This is a genomic window from Acinetobacter sp. LipI_15 (genome assembly GCF_058242865.1).
The window spans coordinates 57,997-77,596 of the sequence record NZ_JBZAYN010000002.1; the positions used below are offsets into that span (position 1 = coordinate 57,997).

Sequence of the window (19,600 nt, forward strand, 5' to 3'; positions counted from 1 at the left end):
CCCCCCAATAAATCAATACTTTATCTAAATATCTTGCTGTAAAATATATCCTGCTACTAAAAGCAATAATCCCAAACCTGATGAAATAAAAATAAGATATTGAAAAATAAAGTAAAACCTATACCCACTAAGCAACTCTACTAACTGCCCCTTATTTAACTGGTAATAAAACTCCTTGCCATACAACTTTTTAAAAGATTTATTATATTTAATATTTAATACCTCTCTCCAAAAAGTAGTTGGTAGAAAACTAAGGGCGATAAAGTCAAAAGGTTCTAAAGGACTACTATATTTTTTCTCATTATTAAATATAATTTTGCAAACACCCCTTAAATTAATATTTAAATATATATAAAATACCAAATACATGAATATAGAAAGAAGAATAAATATAAAACCAAAAGCGAACAAGGCAAATATATGATCTGAAACCAATAAGTTGATAATTTTATTCATTTATACTTTCCACTTTATCATACATATATCCCGCACCAACGCCAGCAATTTCTGATGCACCTTTCGTAGCAAGTGCAGCCGATACTGCTACAATTCCAATAACAATTAATCCTGTGCCACCTGTAGCCAAACCGACAATTAATGCTGCTGTAAATGTGCCAGCAACAATTCCAGTTCCTAACTTTGCTGTCTCAACCACTGTTATTCTTGCTTTATCTTCAGGTGCAGCTTCATATACTTTTATGCTTGAACCTACAACATCCGTAGCAATAGACACATAACCCGCTATTTTAAGAAAAAAACCGAGACATTAACTCGGTTTTCAATAGAACGCTAAAATTTATTTAAAAAATATACTTCTCTAATCCTACACCCAAAAATAGAAGACATATACCGAGAAAACCTGACAACATGAAAGAGTAATGAAAATAAAAGAACATTGGATAATTTCTAAACAACTCTGTTAACTGAGAGTCACCTATTTTGTAATATACATTATTCCCATAGTAGGCTTTAAATGATGTATTAAATTTTATATTTAATATCTCTTTCAAATATGCACTGGGTAAGATACTCAAATAAAAAAAATCAAAGGGTTCCATTAATCTTTTAAATCTCTTCTCATCCTTATATACTATTTTACAAATTCCTTTTAAATAAATATTGGTATAAATATAGAGACTTATTAAAAAAAACCATAGTAAGACAAAGAAAAAAAGACCTATTAAACTAATAAATAAACCTGGTCTATCTTCAAACATGGACAATAAAATTCCCAACATTATTTATTCCTAGCTTCATCCACATAGTCATAGGCTTCACCTACAACATATCCTGTAAGTTCTGATGCACTTTTTGTAGCAAGTACAGCAGAAAAAGCAACTATACCAACTACCACTAATGCTGTTCCACCCGAAGCTAAACCAATAACCAGTACGGTTGAAAGTGCACCTAAGCCAATACCAGTACCAACTTTAGCAGTCTCAACCACTGTTGTTCTTGCTTTATCCTCTGGTGCAGCCTCATATACTTTTACGCTTGAACTTACAACATCTGCACCAATAGACACATAGCCTGCTATCTTTAGTTGTGTCGCAAACTTACCAATTTTGCCCATTTCTTTGGCGTATTCTTTGAGTCCGCCTTTAAAGTTATTGTCTCTAAACAATGCTGATTGCTTCAACATACGGCGCATATTGGTGGTTTTAATCGACTGATCCCAACGCAAGAATTTCTTAGTTCCTTCGTTATCTAACTCCCTATACAAATTTGCATATTTCTGTTTGAACTGGGTAAAATTTTTAGGGTTTGCTAACCCTGAGCCTTTGGCTTGTTCTTCGGCATACTTTAGAGCGAGTTCACCATGTAATCTGTAAACCCGATGCGCTTGTCCCTCAACCAATGATAAAGAAGCATCAACCGCCATCTTTTGCTCAAAAAATCCATCTTCTTCTTGCTTATTAAATTTAATCGTTAGGGGATGGTCATTTTCTTCAAAGATATTTTTATTAATAATCTTGGCGTTTTCTCTCAATAATGCATCGTAGAAAAATTCATAGTTTTGTGCGAAAAACACCGCATCAAAATCTTTATCCTTTTTCATTTGCTCTAAATTTTGATGTGCCTGCTGTGCTTGCTTTTTATATTCGGGTAATTCCTTCGCTGTGGTTGAATTTGAGATAATTACCACCTGCCCAGGCTGCAAAACACCCATTGAGACCAAATTAGTCAAATGTGGATTGTTCGCTTTTAAAATTCCCCAATCTTTTTCCGTCAATGGCTTTTTAAATACACGTTGCGCCCAAGTCATCACAGGTTCAGACTTTTTAACCAAATACCACGCAACCTCACCGTCATTGATTCGTATTTCTTGTATATTTTCTTTAACGTTTTCTGTTTTTCTGACTGTCGTTTTAAACTCAAAAAAACTCCATTTATTGGGTTCAGGATAGGCTTTGGCGGTAAGCGTTTTAATGACCTCGCCCCGATATTTGATTTTATACATCAACAGTCGATTCGGTTGATAGATATGAAACCATTTACCAAATCCTTTTTCATCGAAGTTTCCTTCGTCTTTGAAAATTGTCTTGCCTAGTTCTCTGTTAACAACGGCTTTGTTGCACAAAGCTATTCTTGAAGGCTTCTTCAGTAATATAATTTCCAGATGAAGAAGCCTACACCTAAAATCTATCGTACAACCAATTGGTCCTCGTATAACCAAGCTTTAATCAAGCGAGGAAATATTTCAATCTGGTTTGATCCTAAGACGCAATGGTATGCACAACCACAAGGCAAGCAAGGACGAAATCAAACTTATTCCGATACAGCGATTCAATGCTGTTTAATGATCAAATCTCTATTCCGTCTTTCTTTACGTATGGTTACTGGCTTTGTTCAAAGCCTGATTAAACTCTGTGGCTTGAATTGGACAGCACCAGATTACTCCACCCTTTGTAGACGACAAAAGCATATTGATATTGCGATAAGCTATCAGAAAAGTCATGATGGGTTACACCTACTTGTCGACTCTACGGGTTTAAAGTTTTTAGGTGAAGGCGAATGGAAGCGTAAAAAACATCAGCCTGAATACCGTCGGCAATGGCGTAAACTGCATATTGGTATAGATGCTGAAACACTGCAAATACGTGCCGTTCAGCTTACTACAAATAATGTCAGTGATTCACAAGTACTAGGTGATTTACTGGATCAAATTCCACTAGATGAGCGAATAGATTCTGTCTATACCGATGGCGCGTACGACACGAAGTGCTGCAGAAAAGTGATTTCAGATCGTCAAGCACATGCAGTAATTCCACCCAGAAAGAATGCCAAGCCCTGGAAAGATTCTAAAATAAGTTCAATAGAACGAAATGAGTTACTTCAAACGGTTAAACATTTAGGTAGAACCCTATGGAAAAAATGGTCGGGTTATCACCGTCGTAGTTTGGTGGAAACCAAGATGCATTGCATCAAATTATTAGGTGATAGGCTGACGGCAAGACATTTTCAAAGTCAGGTCAATGAAATTCATGCGCGTGTGGCAGTTCTGAATAGATTTACGGAATTAGGTAGACCTCGCACCCAAGTTGTGTCTTAAATTTGAATGGATTGGGGAGAACTCAGCTTTTGAATGTTTATGCAACAAAGCCGTTAACAACTAAAAACTGGAAGGAAAAGTCTTTATATTGCAAAGGTGGATTTACTTTAAACTGTAATCGTGAATAGTACGTTGCCATGTTATTCTTCTTCTCCACCGACTTCTTGCGCTTCTTCGATTTCACTCGCCATCACATGAGTCACAAGATCTTGAGCTGATGGTGTTGTATTCAGTTTCATTAAACCTTCGGCATTGGTTACGCCTTTCTGCAAATTACCTGCTTGATCAATAATAAAATAAGGCTTATTTGCAAGTGGAATATTGTCTTTCGCTTTCACTAAATATTGAAGAATATAAGGTTGGTTAGCGACAGGCAAGGTCGGAAGTTGAGTTGAAACTTTCGCTCCATTCTTAAACAAATGCTGCCCTGCTTTTGCTTCGAATTTTGCAGGGGTAATAAAAGTAATTCCTTCTTTATTAATAATTATTTGAGAGCCACCAGCCACTTTATGTCCTTTTAATTTGACAATAATGGTCGTGAGAATACAATAAAATCCCAATCAGAGCATTAACTTTCTCGTATGACGTTTATCATCTCAATCCAATTAGAAGATAGTATTATCGTTGCTGCTGATAAACGTGAAGCAACCGAAGATTATGAATTCCTCTCGGATGATTCAGATAAGCTCTATTTTTGGAAGGATGGCATCATTGCTGGCACAGGGGAAAAAACTGTTTTAGATCGTGCAGTTGAGTTCTTTATTAAATTATCCAAATCCAATCTTGAAGACCTGCCAAAGTGCCTAAAAATATCAAGAATGATGCGAGAGCTAGAAGTACATCATTTCCATATTCAAAACTCAAAATTGACCTATTCTGAATATACCGAAACAGGTGCGCAACTTACATCAATACAGCCTGATGAGCATGGTGAATACATCGCAAAGAAATTTGAAACCAACGAGATTATATTATCTTTCTTCAATCCTGATATTTCGGCTATCGTTGCGAATCTGCAAGATTTATATGCCAATCTTAGACCATTTTCTTCATTTGAAAATCAGAATGACTGGATCAATCATTATTTGAATCATTTGTGTCAAATTTTTAAGATTCAAGCCCATAAGGATAATTTAATGAGTCCTTGTTTTGATGTGTACTTTCAAAACAAAGAGACCTATATATATGGACATATTGCCAATACACATACGGCATTAGCAATATAATTTTATTGAATGACAGTAAGCCAATTCCCATTGTCCAGTCATAATGCCACATCATGGTGATGTCATTTAATTCTATTTTTTACTGTGACAAGTGTGACAGATCAAAATAATTTTCTTTATTACACGTAGTTATAAAATAAATTTTGTCAGTAAGCGTCCGCTGAACACACCTTATGAATTCATCCTATAAGCCTTAATTTAGTCCCCACTTAAAAACAAGTGGGGACTAAAATTTATGACTACAAATCACCAGACATCCATCGCATCTCTTGCGAAAAGACGAAGAACATACAGTGCTGAATTTAAACAGCAGATCGTTCAGGCTTGTAAAGCACCGGACGTTTCAATTGCTTCAGTCGCTTTGCAACATGGATTGAATACAAATCTTGTATCCAAATGGATTCGCTTAATTGATGCTAAGCTAGGGAGTAATCGCTCACCACTACCGAATAAACCTGCATTTATTGCCTTATCTTGCTCTGCACCATTAGATCCTACTCCTACTGACATGTTAACGGTTCAAATTACCTTACCCCACTCAAAAGCAGAAATTGGCTTGAAATGGCAAGTATCAGAAATATCTGCTTTAGCAGAATTACTCAAGGCACTTGCAACATGATCCGCATTGATGAAATCTGGTTGTCTACTCAGCCCATGGACATGCGTGCAGGAATGGATACTGCCATGGCTCAGGTGGTGAGAGCCTTTGGCTACATCAAACCGCATTGTGCTTACCTGTTCTGTAATAAACGTGGCCATCGCATGAAAGTGCTGGTACATGATGGACTGGGCATCTGGCTGTGTGCCCGGCGGCTGGAACAGGGAAAATTCCACTGGGCTAAAGTTCACCAGGGTGAAAATGTAGCTCTCAGTCCAGAACAGTTACAGGCACTCATTCAGGGTTTGCCCTGGCAGCGCATTGGACGACAGCAAGTGGTCACAATGCTCTAAACTAGGCTGCTACATTCTACTATTCTCCAAACGTTCTATTTCCTCTGCGTCATGACCTCAGGCATACTGCGGTCATGAATACACTGCCTGACTTAAGCCAACTGACCCATGAACAACTGCTGGAATTTACCCGGCAGTTGGCGATGCAGCATCAGTCTCTGGCACAATCAAATCAAGAATTGGATGCCAAAGTTCAGCATCTTTCTATTCTCAATCAAAAATACGAGCATGAACTGGCGCTGTTTAAAAAGCATAAATTCGCCCAAAAGAATGAACACTTAACGGCAAAACAAATCCATCTATGGGACGAAGCGGTCGAAGAAGATATCGCAGCCGTTGATCTGGAATTAGAACGATTAAATGCAGATAAAACCGATGCAGCGACACAGAAAGCCAAAACCAATAAACCTAAACGTCGACTGCTGCCAGATCATCTACACACCATCCGTATTGAGCATGAACCTGCATCAACCCAATGCAGTTGTGGCTGCCAGTTACGTCGTATCGGCGAAGATATCAGTGAAAAACTGCATTTCAGACCGGCACAGTTCTACAAGGAACAGCATGTTCGTGGCAAATGGGTCTGTGATCAGTGTGACACCCTGACTCAGCAAGCGATGCCTGCCTATGTGATTGATAAAGGCATTGCTTCACCTGAACTGCTCAGCCATGTGCTGGTATCGAAGTATGCCGATCATTTGCCGCTGTACCGTCAGCGCCTGATCTATCAGCGGGCTGGCATTGATCTGTCCAGATCCACTTTATCTGACTGGATTGGTCGCTGCGGTGTGGAACTGGAGCCTCTGGCTAATGCCTTAAAAGAGGTGGTGCTGCAACAGCAGGTGCTGCATGCAGATGAAACACCAGTCACCATTATGCGGATGGGTGAGAATGAGAAAAAACCGAAGAAAGGTTATGTCTGGGCCTATGCCACCACACAGTACAATCCAGTTCAAGCCGTGATCTATGACTTTCAGGATAGTCGTTCAGGTCAGCATGCTGAAGCGTTCCTGAAAGACTGGCAGGGCCATCTGGTCTGTGATGATTACAGCGGTTATAAAGCACGCTTTAAATCAGGTCAGGTCATTGAGGTGGGCTGCATGGCCCATGCGCGTCGTAAATTCCATGAACTGCATGTGACCAAAAAAAGTCAGGTCGCTGAACAGGCATTAGTGCTGATTCAGAAACTGTATGCCATAGAAGCAGAACTCAGGAAAAAGACCGATAGTACAGCAGAACAGCGCCGCGAATATCGGCAACAGCATAGTCAACCGGTGATGCAACAACTGTATGAATGGCTCAACCAACATTATCTGACGGTGCCATCGAGTTCTCCAACTGCCAAGGCGATCAATTACAGCCTAAAACGTTGGCAGGCACTCTGCCGCTATCTGGATGATGGTAATTTGCCTATAGATAATAACTGGATTGAAAATCAGATGCGTCCCTGGGCGTTGGGACGTAAGAACTGGCTGTTTGCTGGCTCGCTGCGCAGCGGCCAACGAGCTGCCAATATCATGACTTTAATCCAGTCAGCAAAGCTGAATGGACTGGATCCGTATGCCTATTTAAGTGATGTGCTGAAAAGGCTGCCGACGCATAAAGTGACCCAAATAGAAGAATTACTGCCACACCGCTGGAAATCCGACCAAAATTAAAAAATAGGCATGGGATTCAGCGGACGCTTACGAAAAAATAAAGCATTATGTCTGTGAGCCGCAGAGTTTTGTACCGTTGTTGCAAACGGGCTATAGATGTTTTATCAAGCTTTCAGAAACGTCTGACTATACTCAATTTTAGCATGAACATTATTCGGTTTATAAAGATCCGATACGAAAAGCCGAAACACGAAAAAATAAAGCTGAATTGGAGCGGATCCTTTTGATAGAGCTACAATGTTGGTAAGCAACATTGAGATCATTGATACATCTCTAGAATTAAATGACCAAAATGGAATTTATCAAGTGTAGTTTATACAGCGAAAAGACATATTTTGGCTGACATCCGCTGTTTCATCACGTTCTTTTAGAATGGCTGTAGGAGGGGCTTTTTGACGGTAGATATTCATGCCATCACCGCCCCCAGCATTATCACCACCTTGTGTAAAAGAACTGCGCATGACTTTTTCTGTGCCTTGTTTGGGTCCTTGTGGATTGTTAACAGGTGACTCTGCATAGTAGTTTTCACTATACCAGTCTCTGACCCATTCTTTATTGTTTGTCACCATATCGTAAATTCCCAAAGGATTTGGCGGAACTTCTCCTAATACAGGGAGATGCCTAAAACTTTTATAATGGTATTTTATCTTATTGGCTTCAAGTTGCTTATAGCTTGCAATATTTACCCCATTTTTCATGGTGCCATCATTGGTTGCATAGAGAAGGTATTGTCCACGGTTTCGGGCCGCGTATTCCCATTGCGCTTCTGTTGGCAAATCCATTTTTTGCCCCATTTGGTTACCTAACCAATGACAATACTTTTGTGCATTATACCAATTCGTACCCGCGGGGAGTTTGTGAAAAATCTCTTTGGGATACTTTTCTATATAAGTCGGTAATGCCTGATATGTGGCTTTAAGGTAGATCAAATAATCTTGCAGAGTAATTTTATTATTGGTCATCTTAAAGCTGTCCAAGACTACTTTATGCGCTGGTTTAGTATTAGGATTACGGGAATAGCCGTAGTGACTACCATATGGTGGCTTTTCGACATTTCCTTTACGATTTTGTACAGCCATACTATCCGGAACTGATTCTTCAAGTTCTTTAGTGATCATGCCAAAATCCCCCATAATGAATGAGCCACCTTGTACATTCACCATATTTTTCTTTGTGCGTTCGACGAGTTCACGAATTTCATTCTGTAAATTTGGATCTGTAACTTTCTGATTGGCTTGCTTTTGAGAAGATGCATTTGGCTCTGATGGCGTTTTAGCACAAGCCGCTAATGTCAGGCTTGAGAGGAAAATAAAAGCGATTTTTCGATTGATCATATTTTTTAAAATTATAGAGTTGTTTAAATATTATCAAAGAATAAAACAAATTTAATATCTCAAAAAGTAAGTTTTTATATTTATTGAGTCAACTCTAAATATGGCTACCAGCTAAGATTTACATCAAGGTCATGCAAGCATTATCTTAATTTTACTTAACCCGAAGCAAGATTAATTGATCCATGGCGTAACACACTGGTCAACTCGTACAGCCTCTTTGTTTGATATGACAATTTGCATGAATGGTTTAGATGGGCTTTGTTGCTCAAATCTACCGTTAAAGGCTTATTCAACATTATAATTCTCAAATGAATAAGCCCACATCTAAAATCTATCGCACAACCAATTGGCCTTCTTATAACAGAGCATTAATCAATCGAGGAAATATCTCTATTTGGTTTGATCCCAAAACTCAATGGTACGCTCAACCAAAGGGCAAGCATTGTCGAAATCAAACCTATTCTGATGCTGCTATCCAATGCTGTCTGATGATTAAATCTTTATTCCGTTTGTCTTTACGTGTGGTCACTGGCTTTGTTGAAAGTTTTATTCATCTTTGTAGATTAGATTGGACAGCCCCGAATATCAGTGATATTCGTATTCCACCATTTGTAGAAGACAAAACATATTGATATTGCAATCAGCTACCAAAAAAAGTAGCGATGGGCTGCATCTACTCGTAGACTCTACAGGCATGAAGTTTCTAGGTGAGGGCGAATGGAAACGCAAGAAACATGGACCTGAATATCGTCGCCAATGGCGTAAACTTCATATTGGTATAGATGCTAAAACCCTACAAATACGAGCAGTTCAGCTTACAACCAATAATGTCAGTGATTCACAGGTGCTTGGTGATTTACTTAATCAGATTCCACAAGATGAGCGGATTGACTCTGTTTATACTGATGGAGCTTATGACACCAAGCAATGCCGTCAGGTCATTGCAGATCGGCAAGCGCATGCGGTGATTCCACCTAGAAAAAATGCGAAACCATGGAAAGATACAAAGAGTAGCTCGCTAGAGCGAAATGAATTGCTTCGAACAATTAAACGTTTAGGCAGGACACTATGGAAAAAATGGTCAGGCTATCATCGGCGAAGTTTGGTTGAAACTAAGATGCATTGCATCAAATTATTAGGAGATAAACTCAGTGCAAGGAGTTTTGATAGCCAAGTGAATGAGATCCATGCACGTGTAGCAGTCCTTAACAGATTTACGGAATTAGGTCGACCACTTACCCAAGTTACGCCTTAAATTTGGCTTAATTAGGGGCGCTTTGCATTTCAAATCTTTGTGCAACAAAGCCCTTGGGAATAACAGAGAGCAGCTCTCGTTTTTTGATGTGGAAACTGCTAGAATACTTGTACGCCATTGACGTACACAGAATCTATGTTATTCATTGAAACCAGTATCTTTACCAAGCAAATCAAAGACCTTGTATCTGATGAGGAATATCGTCAACTTTAACAAGATCTATTGGTTCAGCCAGATAAAGGTGACTTAATCAAGAATGGCGGTGGCATTCGAAAAGTACGTTGTGCTCAAGGGAATAAAGGCAAAAGTGGCGGTATCAGAGTAATTTACTATTGGGTAAATGAGGATGATCAAATCTTTTTCTTGGTGGCTTATCCAAAATCTGTAAAAGATAATCTAACGGATAAAGAAACCGCCATTCTGCGCCAACTCGTGAAGGAGCAATTTCATGGATAACAACTTATTTGATGACTTAGTTGCTTCGATTAAAGAAGCAGGAGCAATCAAGCGCAAAGAGATCCAAGCTAGTCGAACGACCGAACTTGAATTACCAGATATTAAGGAAGTGCGAGAAAAAACTGGTTTAAGTCAAAGCGAATTTGCAGCACGTCTCAACATTAGCCATCGTACTCTGCAAAACTGGGAACAAGGCCGACGCTATCCAACAGGACCAGCAGCAACATTGATTCGAATTTTAGATGCACATCCTAGTCTTATTTAAAAAAAATCATTAAAAATGGGAGCTTAGCTCCCATTTTTTGTGTTATTCACCAATTAAAATGTCCTGTTTTTAACTGCAAGAGTCAAGTACAGGATTCAACTTTCTTTGTTTAATAAAATTTTTCTGAGCTCTACGACTCGGCATACTTTTCTTGAGACGGGAACTCTTATTCCGTTTTTCCAACTCTTCATGCTGTTGCTGGATATGGGCCAGAACCGAAGTTAATCTTTTATTCTCAACCACCGAATTTTGCTGTAGTCCTGCTAATTTATTGAAAACACTATAGTTGATCTTCCGTCCTTCATACATGATGGCCACAGTGCCATCTGGATACTCTAGAAATAAAATGTATTGCCCAACAAGCTTATGATTCAATGCTGTTGGCTCAAGCATATAAATACACTTGTCATAGGTGATGGTCAGGTTCTTCGTGACTTTACGCGGTTCCTGCCAGGTAAAAATAACATCTAGCTCAGCATCAGATTCCGTTAAAGGGCGATGCAAGCTCTTTGGGTTTCACGCACACTTGGCGAACTTCTGATTGAATTGCTCAATAAAGCTGGATAGCCAGACATTGGCTTCGGCAATCGAACAGATGCCTTCCAGACGCATTTCCTTGATCAGACGATCCTGAAGTGTCCTGTTGGCACGTTCTACACGGCCTTTGGCTTGTGGTGAGTTAGCGAAGATAATATCAATGTTTAACTCATTCAGAATTCGCCCAAATTGCGTGATCTGGCTGTCCTGACTGGATTTCTGATTGACTCTGAACACCGAATGTTTGTCACTATAAAGGGCCAGTGGCTTGCCGTATTGTTCTATATAGGCTCTGGTCGAAAGCATATAATCAAAGGTGGTTTCAGCCTCACAAAAGCATAGATGTAACAGCTTTCCAGTGGCGTCATCGATATAAACCAGCAAACAGCATTTAGGGGCTCGACCTTCAAACCAATCATGATATGAGCCATCGATCTGGATCAGCTCACCGAAGCAATCACGATTATAGCGTGGCTGGTATGGGCGTTTAAGGCGCTTAGATCTCGGGATCCAAAGCTCATTGGCTGTCATCCAGCGACGTAGCGTTTCTACAGGAATATCTAGAGCAAACATAATGCTGAGTTTCTCATGAGCCAAGGTCGGCCCAAATCCCAACAGATGTTCAGAAATAATGGAGAGGCACTTTGATTTTAACAAGTCATCATGGCGACGATGACCAGGTTGACCACGACTAGCATGAGCCATACCTGAAACACCATCTTGACTGAGCTTGTGTAATAACCGGGTAATTTGACGGGTTGAAAGATTAAGGATTTCAGCAGCACGGACTTGAGTAATACGGTGATGCCGAACGTCTTGTAGAACAGCAAGGCGTTGAATTTCTTTGTCAGACATAGTGATCAGCATCTATATTTCATATCCAGTCCATGATGGTAAAACCATCATAAACTAGACATTTTTATTGGTGAGGATATAGACACTTTGATTGGGTTCTAACAGGGAGATTTCGTATAATATAGATTATGTTAAATTAAGTATACTTGAATATTAGCGTTAGTGTATCAAGCATTAAAATTTAGCGCCTACATTCAAAGGCGCTTTTTTATTAAAACTTAATTTTTTTCACTATAGAGGCTTTCATTAAATTTGAAGCGTACCGGGTTTGTCGGAGACATTTTTATTTAAGTTAGGCCACCTGACCTAACGGGTTAATCTTATCATAGTACATTGCTTCAAACTCAAAAGGAGGTACATAACCCAATGCGCTGTGTACACGCTTTTTGTTAAACCAATCTACCCAATTTAATGTCGCAAGTTGTACATCCGCTAAACCTTGCCAGTCTGCTTTTAAATATTCAATCACCTCTGTTTTGTATAACCCATTCACTGTTTCAGCCAAAGCGTTATCGTATGAATCACCATTTGTACCGACTGACGCTCGTGAATTTGCTGCTTCTAGACGATTGGTATAGCGACTGGAAAGATATTGCACACTTCTATCGGAATGATGAATCACATTCTTTGGCATCCCTCGATCATGCAATGCTTGCTCAAGTGCATCGAGCACCATATCTGTATTCATCCGTGTAGATACTTTCCATCCAACAATTGCTCGTGAGAACACATCAATAATAAAGGCGGTATAGACCCAGCCCGAATGAGTTTGAATATACGTAAAGTTACTCACCTGAGATACCGTCTTGGTAGTCAATCAGGTTTTGAGATTATTCGACCAATAAATAATCTCTTTGATAGGCAGTCAGATGTTTTAAAACGCCATAACACCTTGTATACCTAGCTTCTGTATCAATCGAGCAACTGTACAACGTGCGATAACATAACCTTCACGTTTCAATTGTTGCCAGACCTTAAGCACACCATATCGGCCTGAACTTTCTTTCCAAATTCGTTTAATTTGTTCAGCATGATGCTCATCATGTAGACTTCGTTTCGCTCGATGTTCTGGATTGTCAGCGAGATCTAAAGTTCGTTAATAGGTTGAAGCTGAGATCGGTAAAATCCTACAAATCGCATCAACACCGTATAACACTTTATTATTATGGATGAAATCCATCATTATTTGTGTGGGCGGTCGAGCTCCGCCTGGGCGAAAGCACGCTTTAATTCTTTAATTTCACGTTCCATTTGCTTCATTTTTTCTTGATCAGATATCTGTTGTACTTTAATAGGATTTTGCTGATCTAAATGCTTTTGATGCCAGGCACGAAGTGTTTCAGGAGTACAACCAATCTAACGGATGGCTCTAGTCCTCCTATTTTTCAAGTCAATTTCTTATCCGCGATTCGGGTTATATAGAAACTTTTTAGATGAATATTCAATCTTCTAATATTTTATTAGCAATTTTCAAATGTGATTCTGCACCTTTTAGATAAACTTACTCGTGTATATGAATTTTATCGTATAAAAATGGGAGCAAAGCTCCCATTTGACTTCTAGCTACTTTTCTAAATTTTGGCTAAATAAAATTTTTCTCTTTAGCACCTTCTGAATCTAAATAGTTCTCTAAAGAATCATCGAGAGCTTCTAACCAAGGCGTATGATGTGGTCTTGCCATTTTTCCAGTCATAACTGAACGATACGTTTTATCTCTAAATTCCATAATATTTTCTTTCTTGTGCTTTTTCCATTGCATGAAAATATTATGCACCCCATCAACGTCAAAATTAGGGTAATCTGTTTCACTAATTAAATATTTCACATATTCACCTTGGAAACGTGCTTTCTTTTCATCTGTACTTAGAGCTTTCTCTTCTAAATGCTTCTTCTCAGTATGATGTTGCATTTCCATGATATTTGGCAAAGAAATTTTACCTAATATGATATCTCTAACATACCAAGCTTGGGCATCAAACATATTGAAGGTATACCATTGATCTTGCATACCTAGATAAAATAAGCGGGGATTTTTTTCCCATACCACACCTTGGTAAAGATCTAGTGGATATAAACAATTGTGTGTTCTTAAACGCAATTTATCTTCGATAAATGGGAAATGATGAAGATAACCAGTACACAAAATAATCGCATCAACTTTTGCTGAAGTACCATCTCCAAAATAAGCTTTACGTTCATCTACACGTATTAGCTGTTTTTTCTCAGACCAATTTTTCGGCCATCTAAAATCCATCGGTTTGTTACGATAACAACTATAGATTTGCTTTGCGCCATATTTGTAGCATTGTGAACCGATGTCTTCAGCCGAATAGCTACTGCCCACAAGCAGTACCGTTTTATCTGCAAATTCACGGGCATCACGAAAATCATGGGCATGTAAAATACGACCATGAAAACGATCAAAGCCTTTATATACGGGTACTTTTGGTGTCGAAAAGTGCCCTGAGGCTACAATCACATAGTCAAACTCTTCCACATAGTGTCTTTGGTTCTTGTAATCTTCTACTTCAACAGTAAATTTCTTTTTATGTTCATCGTAGCAGACATGCTGCACCGCGGTATTGAATCTGACCAAATGTTTGATCTTGGCTTTTTCCGCACGACCCTTGATATAATCCCACAACACTTCTCTTGGTGGGTAAGAGGCGATGGGCTTTTTAAAATGTTCGTCAAACGTATAATCCGCAAACTCTAATGCTTCTTTTGGCCCATTAGACCACAAGTAACGGTACATACTGCTATGAACGGGCTCTCCATTTTCATCTACACCTGTACGCCAAGTATAGTTCCATTGCCCCCCCCAATCACTTTGTTTTTCAAAACATATAATTTCGGGAATTTCTAGACCTTTGGCCTTTGCTGATTGGAATGCTCTTAATTGTGCCATGCCACTAGGACCTGAACCAATAATTGCTATTCTAGTCATCGCTATCTCCATTAGTTTTAATAGCTTCGCCTATCTCCAATTTTGATTTTATTTAGGATCGTAAGAATAGTTTATGTACAAACCTAAATTTATAGATTAAGGATAATCCACTCAAAATAGGATGCGAAGTAAAAAAAAATATTGTAGGCTACATTTATATTGGATATATAACATACAGAAAAGAATAAAAACTATATCATAAAAACTCATATAAAAATATAATATAAATAATAATATTAAATATAACAATTTAACTTCTAAATTTTTTTAATTTAATTTTGAATAACCTGAAGATCAGTGTAAAAAATCCTTACAATATAAAGCTTTAATGCAGAAGATTATCAAACAACGTTTCATATCCTAGAATTTTAATCGTATATTTAACATAAAATCTCTTATGCGAAATTAAAATTGTAACTCCAAAAGGCTTTGTTGCATAAATATGTAAGCATCTGATTTAAATAAATTTAATTTTGGATCAAAAAATAATCAAAACTTTTAAAATCATATAGTTATGAAATCTTTGTGCAACAAAGCCTTCCTAAAGTAAACTGAGCTTCTGAAAGTTCTTTTTTTGACGACTCCTCAAAATATTTTAATGCTTGTACATCATCCTGCTTTACGTACTTACCTTCTTTATACATAACTCCGAGGTTATACAAACCTATTTCATCATTTTTCTTCGCTGCTTTTTCAAACCAATAAAATGCTTTTTCATAATTTTGATTCACCCCTACCCCATCATAATACATACGAGCAACTTCAGTTTGAGCTTTTGAATGGCCTAGCTCAGCTGACTGCATCAGTAATGAAAAAGCTTTTTTATAATTTTTTTCCTTACCATTAAGACCTAGGTAGTAATCACCAGCTTCAACATACAACTGCTCTGAACTTTTATTATCTACATGTGTACCTTTTTGAAAATTACTTTCTTTAGTACAAGCGGCAAAAAATAGACACATTATTGTACAAAATAATATCAATCCATTTTTTTTCATACTCTTAACCTAACCTTTAATCTGCACCAGATGGGTGATTTTCTAATCCAGGATCTTTTTCAGTGGCAGTCCGATTCAGCAGTCGCCTTAAGTTCTTTATAAAAAGCCCGAAAGGGCTTTTTTTTATCAACACTCATAATTAAATAGCTTTGCTAAATAAAACCGTGAATTAAAAATATCATTTTAAATTTAATTGATCCATTCTTTAGGAACTTGAGGGATTTTAGATGTTCTCACACAAAGCCTTCTAATTAAGAATTGAGGAATACCAAAAATCAAAAGATTTAAATTAAAGTCTGAAGGTAATTTCACTTGATCTGTGAAATAATCTCGCTCTGAAAATCTTAGTAGTTTAAGTCTAAACCAAGTTTCTCTTGCTATCTCTTTACGGTCAATGACATTCGGGGCATAGTAATGAATATTATTTTTTAATTTTTCTAAGTCTTCACCCGCCATATAGCGTCTAAAAAACTCCCAATGACCTTCAACCAAACTTAAGCTACGAAATCTAAATGGAAAGACGACCACTTGTTGAATGATCTCATTTTGATCAATCAGTGAAGCATTCACAGCGTATTCATGATTTTCATTAATATTTATAGAAAAATGATAATCACTCCATGGAGCTGAAATCCATTTTTTTTGGTAAGGCTCAAAATAGTGTAATTCTTGCTTTTTACGGTTAAAAATTAACGGGTAATGTGTATAGCCAAATAATTCGCGACCGAATGAAATATTAAATATTTTTATTAAAAGATAAGTACTTCCAATCAGGGCAAAAGTCCCTATTATAAGAGCAAAAGATATTTCATTTTTAAAAAGTGCATAAAATAGAAAAAAAAGTAAAGAAGAACTGATTATTAATAATATGACGGAGAACCATATAGAAAAAATTGATGGCAATCCTCTAATTTCGTCCCAAGCATCAGTACAAACTAGGTAATCCTCATTAATTTCCTGAATATTAAAATAAGGTATCAGTTTATTTTTTAGATATTTATCCCGTTCTAAATTAAAATTCGTCAAACCTCGTTCGTTAATATAAGTCAATACTTGTGGTTTTTCATGGTTAATCTTCAAACCTTTGATCAAATTCTGATTTTCATAACCATAGTTACCACTCATAAGAAACCTCCATATATAGTTTTACCACTTGTAATCCGTACCACTTACTTCTTCGACAGCTAAGATATAATTTTTCTCTAAGTTATCTAAAGATAATCCTGCATTTGATGTCCCCCAGGCGCTTTCTTTCAGCCAGATCCTAAGCTGCTGTCTGCGATTATAATCAGCGTAATAATCCACTCCAAAACCTACTATAATTAAAGCAACTCCCCATCCAGTCGCTCCTAACCCAGTAAATGAGCTGACATGAACGTTGTACCTTTACGTAAAAGATAAGTTGAAGCTATTAGCGAGATTCCAAATGCTCCATCAAAAATCTTGCTAGTTTTATTATTTCGATTAAAAGAAATCCAAGCATTTTTGAATTCTAAAGCAGCAAAAATGGTAGCACCACCATATAAACCACCGCGAGCAATTCTCGTGGCCCAACCTTTTAAATATCTTAATTTTGCTGATTCACCAACCTGCAATATTTTCATTTGAAGCTGACGGTCTAACACATCCGCAACGTTGCCAAATGTTGCCGCAATTACACCTATAAAATTAGTTCCCGTTTGTAAATTCACTCCTGTAACCATGCCTTACGTAGTGCTAAACCATCTAGATGGCCAAACACTACAAATTGGAGAGCGCTTAACCGTACGGCATAGTCATGCTCACCCAGTACAACCAATAGATTTTCCTGAAAGATTTAAAGGGGTAATTAATCCAAACTTTGACAACTCTGTCCGCTGTGTAGTAAACCAAACTAAAAAAATTATGTAGTCTCACCCAATACAGCTATATCAAGTTTGATGGAGTTGTATTTCCTGATTTTCAAATAATGCATACGTTAAATGACATTCATTCCCGAGTCGAGACACATGTTTTAAATATATTAATAATGGCATTTTTACATGTTACAAAATACTTGATCTTTATGTCCAAACTACTCATGCTAATTGTCATATCAAACAAACAAGCAGTTCGAGTTGTCCAGTGTAATCCCCCTATAGATCAATATCCCCTTGGTTTCGAGTTAAGTCGAGTTTGAGATAATGCTTGCATGACCTTGATGTAAACTTAAGCTGTTAGACCTATTCAGAGTGGCTCAATAAATAACAAAAACTCTCTTTTTGAGATATTAAATTTTCTTTATTTCTTGATTGTATTTGCTTTATTTTTTGGCAATATTTTAACAACTCTATAATTTTAAAGAATATGATTAATCAAAACCTAGCTCTTATTTTATTATCTACTTTTGCTTTAAGTGCTTGTGCAAAAAGTGCGAATGAGCCACAAACTCCTTCTACTAATCAAAATAGTGCTTCTCCTGAGCTACAATCCAAAATTCAAAAATTGGTTGAAAAAACCAAAAAAAATATGATTTTTGTGGATGGTGGCACCTTTATGATGGGGGACTTCGGCCTACTCACACGTAAAGATAAACTGCCTATTGTTGGACTTTATGCTGCTATGCCTGCACATAAAGTGACCCTTGATAGTTTTAGTCTAAATGCATATAAAACCACATTCGATGATTTTGATATTTATACAGACAGTTTAGGTTTACCTCGTATAAGTATGGAAAAAATAACTAAAAAGCTACGCCAACCTATGGCACCAGCAGGGATCAGTTGGCAACAGGCATCAGATTATTGTCTATGGTTAGGAAAACAAGTCGGTATCCCTATGAATTTACCTACTGAAGCCCAATGGGAGTATGCTGCCCGAAATAAAGGACAATATGTCATATATCCTACAGACAATGACAAGTATGAAACAGGTCGTAATGTCTGGAGTGATGAGCAAAGAGATCAAGTCAGTAAAAGTTTAAATTTTAGTGCTACTGTTCCTTTGCTAGGTCATTTCCCAGCAACACCTTTAGGGTTCTACGATATGGCAACCGATAACTATGAATGGATGTCCGATTGGTTTGATCCACAGTATTATAAAAACTCACCTGAACTCAATCCACAGGGTCCTAAGTCGGGTAAATTAAAATCCGTAAGGAGTACACGTCAAGAAGGAGCAGCACAAAGTTTAGCTACGGGAGGCAGTGTTACTACGATTTATAGGGATGGAATGGAACCAAATCATCAATCAACTAGCCCCAATGTAAATCCAAATAATAGTACATCTGTGCGCTGCGCTTCCAGTTCAGCGAAACCTTTTCCTAAGCAATAAATTTAAATTTTCCAACATCGGATGGCTTATGCCATCCGAGTTTTATCAACATCTTTGTGACTATACATATCCAAATCTAACTCTTCGATTGGTTTGGGTGCTTGTACTAAAAAAACTTTCAGGTTTCTCTAAGCCTTCAGCTATTTGTATTTGTCTAAACTCAGGTGAGTCAATACAATGCTTATGTGACTTTAATGCAGGCGTTGGGTGGTAGCCCGATTCAGCAGTTGCCATAAGTCTAGATGTAAAAAAAGCCCTGAGGGCTTTTTTTGAT

17 protein-coding genes, 4 pseudogenes and 1 other annotated feature are annotated in these 19,600 nt (G+C 37.7%); of the genes and pseudogenes, 10 read left to right on the forward strand and 11 right to left on the reverse strand.

Going from position 1 to position 19,600, the window contains the following annotated elements; genetic code table 11:
* Nucleotides 1–24 precede the first annotated feature (24 nt).
* The 3 genes from AC4CU0_RS15320 to AC4CU0_RS15330 form a co-directional block, all read right to left on the reverse strand.
* Nucleotides 25–456 (reverse strand): hypothetical protein, encoded by a 432-nt coding sequence (locus AC4CU0_RS15320; protein WP_075167881.1) that lies wholly within the window; start codon nucleotides 454–456, stop codon nucleotides 25–27.
* Nucleotides 449–733 (reverse strand): hypothetical protein, encoded by a 285-nt coding sequence (locus AC4CU0_RS15325; protein ID WP_257226312.1) that lies wholly within the window; start codon nucleotides 731–733, stop codon nucleotides 449–451. The genes AC4CU0_RS15320 and AC4CU0_RS15325 overlap by 8 nt, the downstream gene beginning before the upstream one ends.
* Before the next feature lie 504 nt (nucleotides 734–1,237).
* The gene (locus tag AC4CU0_RS15330) at nucleotides 1,238–2,581 is read right to left on the reverse strand and encodes a hypothetical protein (protein ID WP_490743548.1); all 1,344 of its coding nucleotides are present in this window, start codon (nucleotides 2,579–2,581) and stop codon (nucleotides 1,238–1,240) included.
* Nucleotides 2,582–2,620: 39 nt separating this feature from the next.
* Here AC4CU0_RS15330 and AC4CU0_RS15335 point away from each other — a divergent pair, with 39 nt between their 5' ends.
* Nucleotides 2,621–3,553, forward strand: coding sequence for an IS5-like element ISAha3 family transposase (locus AC4CU0_RS15335; RefSeq protein ID WP_004812228.1), 933 nt, complete (start codon nucleotides 2,621–2,623; stop codon nucleotides 3,551–3,553).
* 140 nt (nucleotides 3,554–3,693) lie between these two features.
* On the opposite strand, the gene AC4CU0_RS15340 is transcribed toward AC4CU0_RS15335, so the two are convergent.
* Nucleotides 3,694–4,059: a hypothetical protein gene (locus tag AC4CU0_RS15340; protein WP_104488279.1), complete on the reverse strand. Its 366-nt coding sequence runs from the start codon at nucleotides 4,057–4,059 to the stop codon at nucleotides 3,694–3,696.
* Between the two features lie 75 nt (nucleotides 4,060–4,134).
* On the opposite strand from AC4CU0_RS15340, the gene AC4CU0_RS15345 reads away from it, so the two are divergent.
* From AC4CU0_RS15345 to tnpC, 4 genes are all read left to right on the forward strand, one after another.
* Nucleotides 4,135–4,779, forward strand: a complete 645-nt coding sequence (locus AC4CU0_RS15345; protein ID WP_490743549.1) for a hypothetical protein — start codon at nucleotides 4,135–4,137, stop codon at nucleotides 4,777–4,779.
* Nucleotides 4,780–5,014: 235 nt separating this feature from the next.
* The gene (gene tnpA / locus AC4CU0_RS15350; RefSeq protein ID WP_490743550.1) at nucleotides 5,015–5,398 is read left to right on the forward strand and encodes an IS66-like element accessory protein TnpA; all 384 of its coding nucleotides are present in this window, start codon (nucleotides 5,015–5,017) and stop codon (nucleotides 5,396–5,398) included.
* Nucleotides 5,395–5,730: an IS66 family insertion sequence element accessory protein TnpB gene (tnpB, locus tag AC4CU0_RS15355; RefSeq protein WP_043974827.1), complete on the forward strand. Its 336-nt coding sequence runs from the start codon at nucleotides 5,395–5,397 to the stop codon at nucleotides 5,728–5,730. Before tnpA ends, tnpB begins: the two co-directional genes overlap by 4 nt.
* A gap of 74 nt (nucleotides 5,731–5,804) precedes the next feature.
* A complete protein-coding gene (tnpC, locus tag AC4CU0_RS15360; protein ID WP_180110187.1) occupies nucleotides 5,805–7,388 on the forward strand; it encodes an IS66 family transposase in 1,584 nt (527 codons plus the stop codon).
* Nucleotides 7,389–7,690: 302 nt separating this feature from the next.
* On the opposite strand, the gene AC4CU0_RS15365 is transcribed toward tnpC, so the two are convergent.
* Nucleotides 7,691–8,722: a formylglycine-generating enzyme family protein gene (locus tag AC4CU0_RS15365; RefSeq protein ID WP_490743551.1), complete on the reverse strand. Its 1,032-nt coding sequence runs from the start codon at nucleotides 8,720–8,722 to the stop codon at nucleotides 7,691–7,693.
* Between the two features lie 308 nt (nucleotides 8,723–9,030).
* On the opposite strand from AC4CU0_RS15365, the pseudogene AC4CU0_RS15370 reads away from it, so the two are divergent.
* From AC4CU0_RS15370 to nadS, 3 genes and pseudogenes are all read left to right on the forward strand, one after another.
* A pseudogene (locus AC4CU0_RS15370) lies at nucleotides 9,031–9,977 on the forward strand (IS5 family transposase).
* Between the two features lie 222 nt (nucleotides 9,978–10,199).
* Complete coding sequence (locus AC4CU0_RS15375; protein ID WP_180187314.1) at nucleotides 10,200–10,433, forward strand: type II toxin-antitoxin system RelE/ParE family toxin; 234 nt, start codon at nucleotides 10,200–10,202, stop codon at nucleotides 10,431–10,433.
* Nucleotides 10,426–10,698: a NadS family protein gene (nadS, locus tag AC4CU0_RS15380; protein WP_490743552.1), complete on the forward strand. Its 273-nt coding sequence runs from the start codon at nucleotides 10,426–10,428 to the stop codon at nucleotides 10,696–10,698. Before AC4CU0_RS15375 ends, nadS begins: the two co-directional genes overlap by 8 nt.
* Before the next feature lie 69 nt (nucleotides 10,699–10,767).
* Here nadS and AC4CU0_RS15385 read toward each other — a convergent pair.
* From AC4CU0_RS15385 to AC4CU0_RS15410, 6 genes and pseudogenes are all read right to left on the reverse strand, one after another.
* Nucleotides 10,768–12,102, reverse strand: a pseudogene (locus AC4CU0_RS15385) (ISNCY family transposase).
* 280 nt (nucleotides 12,103–12,382) lie between these two features.
* Nucleotides 12,383–13,446 (reverse strand): annotated as a pseudogene (locus AC4CU0_RS15390) (IS3 family transposase); the annotation flags it as partial.
* Nucleotides 13,199–13,316 (reverse strand) — a sequence feature (AL1L pseudoknot). (Overlaps the previous pseudogene by 118 nt.)
* Nucleotides 13,447–13,672: 226 nt before the next feature.
* Nucleotides 13,673–15,037, reverse strand: a complete 1,365-nt coding sequence (locus tag AC4CU0_RS15395; RefSeq protein WP_180036244.1) for a trimethylamine monooxygenase — start codon at nucleotides 15,035–15,037, stop codon at nucleotides 13,673–13,675.
* A gap of 512 nt (nucleotides 15,038–15,549) precedes the next feature.
* Nucleotides 15,550–16,035 (reverse strand): tetratricopeptide repeat protein, encoded by a 486-nt coding sequence (locus tag AC4CU0_RS15400; protein ID WP_180036243.1) that lies wholly within the window; start codon nucleotides 16,033–16,035, stop codon nucleotides 15,550–15,552.
* A 189-nt stretch (nucleotides 16,036–16,224) separates the two neighbouring features.
* The gene (locus AC4CU0_RS15405) at nucleotides 16,225–17,160 is read right to left on the reverse strand and encodes a hypothetical protein (RefSeq protein ID WP_180036242.1); all 936 of its coding nucleotides are present in this window, start codon (nucleotides 17,158–17,160) and stop codon (nucleotides 16,225–16,227) included.
* Between the two features lie 224 nt (nucleotides 17,161–17,384).
* Entirely contained in the window at nucleotides 17,385–17,726 is a 342-nt protein-coding gene (locus AC4CU0_RS15410; RefSeq protein ID WP_257226325.1) for a hypothetical protein, read from the reverse strand.
* A 634-nt stretch (nucleotides 17,727–18,360) separates the two neighbouring features.
* On the opposite strand from AC4CU0_RS15410, the gene AC4CU0_RS15415 reads away from it, so the two are divergent.
* On the forward strand, nucleotides 18,361–19,326 hold the full coding sequence (locus AC4CU0_RS15415) for a formylglycine-generating enzyme family protein (protein ID WP_490743553.1): 966 nt from the start codon (nucleotides 18,361–18,363) through the stop codon (nucleotides 19,324–19,326).
* A 158-nt stretch (nucleotides 19,327–19,484) separates the two neighbouring features.
* Nucleotides 19,485–19,562 (forward strand): annotated as a pseudogene (locus AC4CU0_RS15420) (hypothetical protein); the annotation flags it as partial.
* Between the last annotated feature and the right edge of the window lie 38 nt (nucleotides 19,563–19,600).

What these genes read in the sequence shown, in the direction of transcription:
- tnpC (WP_180110187.1), top strand. Translation starts at nt 5,805, where the DNA reads ATGAATACACTGCCTGACTTAAGCCAACTGACCCATGAACAACTGCTG.
- AC4CU0_RS15405 (WP_180036242.1), bottom strand. Translation starts at nt 17,160, where the DNA reads ATGAGTGGTAACTATGGTTATGAAAATCAGAATTTGATCAAAGGTTTG.
- tnpA (WP_490743550.1), top strand. Translation starts at nt 5,015, where the DNA reads ATGACTACAAATCACCAGACATCCATCGCATCTCTTGCGAAAAGACGA.
- AC4CU0_RS15395 (WP_180036244.1), bottom strand. Translation starts at nt 15,037, where the DNA reads ATGACTAGAATAGCAATTATTGGTTCAGGTCCTAGTGGCATGGCACAA.
- AC4CU0_RS15320 (WP_075167881.1), bottom strand. Translation starts at nt 456, where the DNA reads ATGAATAAAATTATCAACTTATTGGTTTCAGATCATATATTTGCCTTG.
- AC4CU0_RS15365 (WP_490743551.1), bottom strand. Translation starts at nt 8,722, where the DNA reads ATGATCAATCGAAAAATCGCTTTTATTTTCCTCTCAAGCCTGACATTA.
- AC4CU0_RS15415 (WP_490743553.1), top strand. Translation starts at nt 18,361, where the DNA reads ATGATTAATCAAAACCTAGCTCTTATTTTATTATCTACTTTTGCTTTA.
- AC4CU0_RS15335 (WP_004812228.1), top strand. Translation starts at nt 2,621, where the DNA reads ATGAAGAAGCCTACACCTAAAATCTATCGTACAACCAATTGGTCCTCG.
- tnpB (WP_043974827.1), top strand. Translation starts at nt 5,395, where the DNA reads ATGATCCGCATTGATGAAATCTGGTTGTCTACTCAGCCCATGGACATG.
- nadS (WP_490743552.1), top strand. Translation starts at nt 10,426, where the DNA reads ATGGATAACAACTTATTTGATGACTTAGTTGCTTCGATTAAAGAAGCA.
- AC4CU0_RS15400 (WP_180036243.1), bottom strand. Translation starts at nt 16,035, where the DNA reads ATGAAAAAAAATGGATTGATATTATTTTGTACAATAATGTGTCTATTT.
- AC4CU0_RS15345 (WP_490743549.1), top strand. Translation starts at nt 4,135, where the DNA reads ATGACGTTTATCATCTCAATCCAATTAGAAGATAGTATTATCGTTGCT.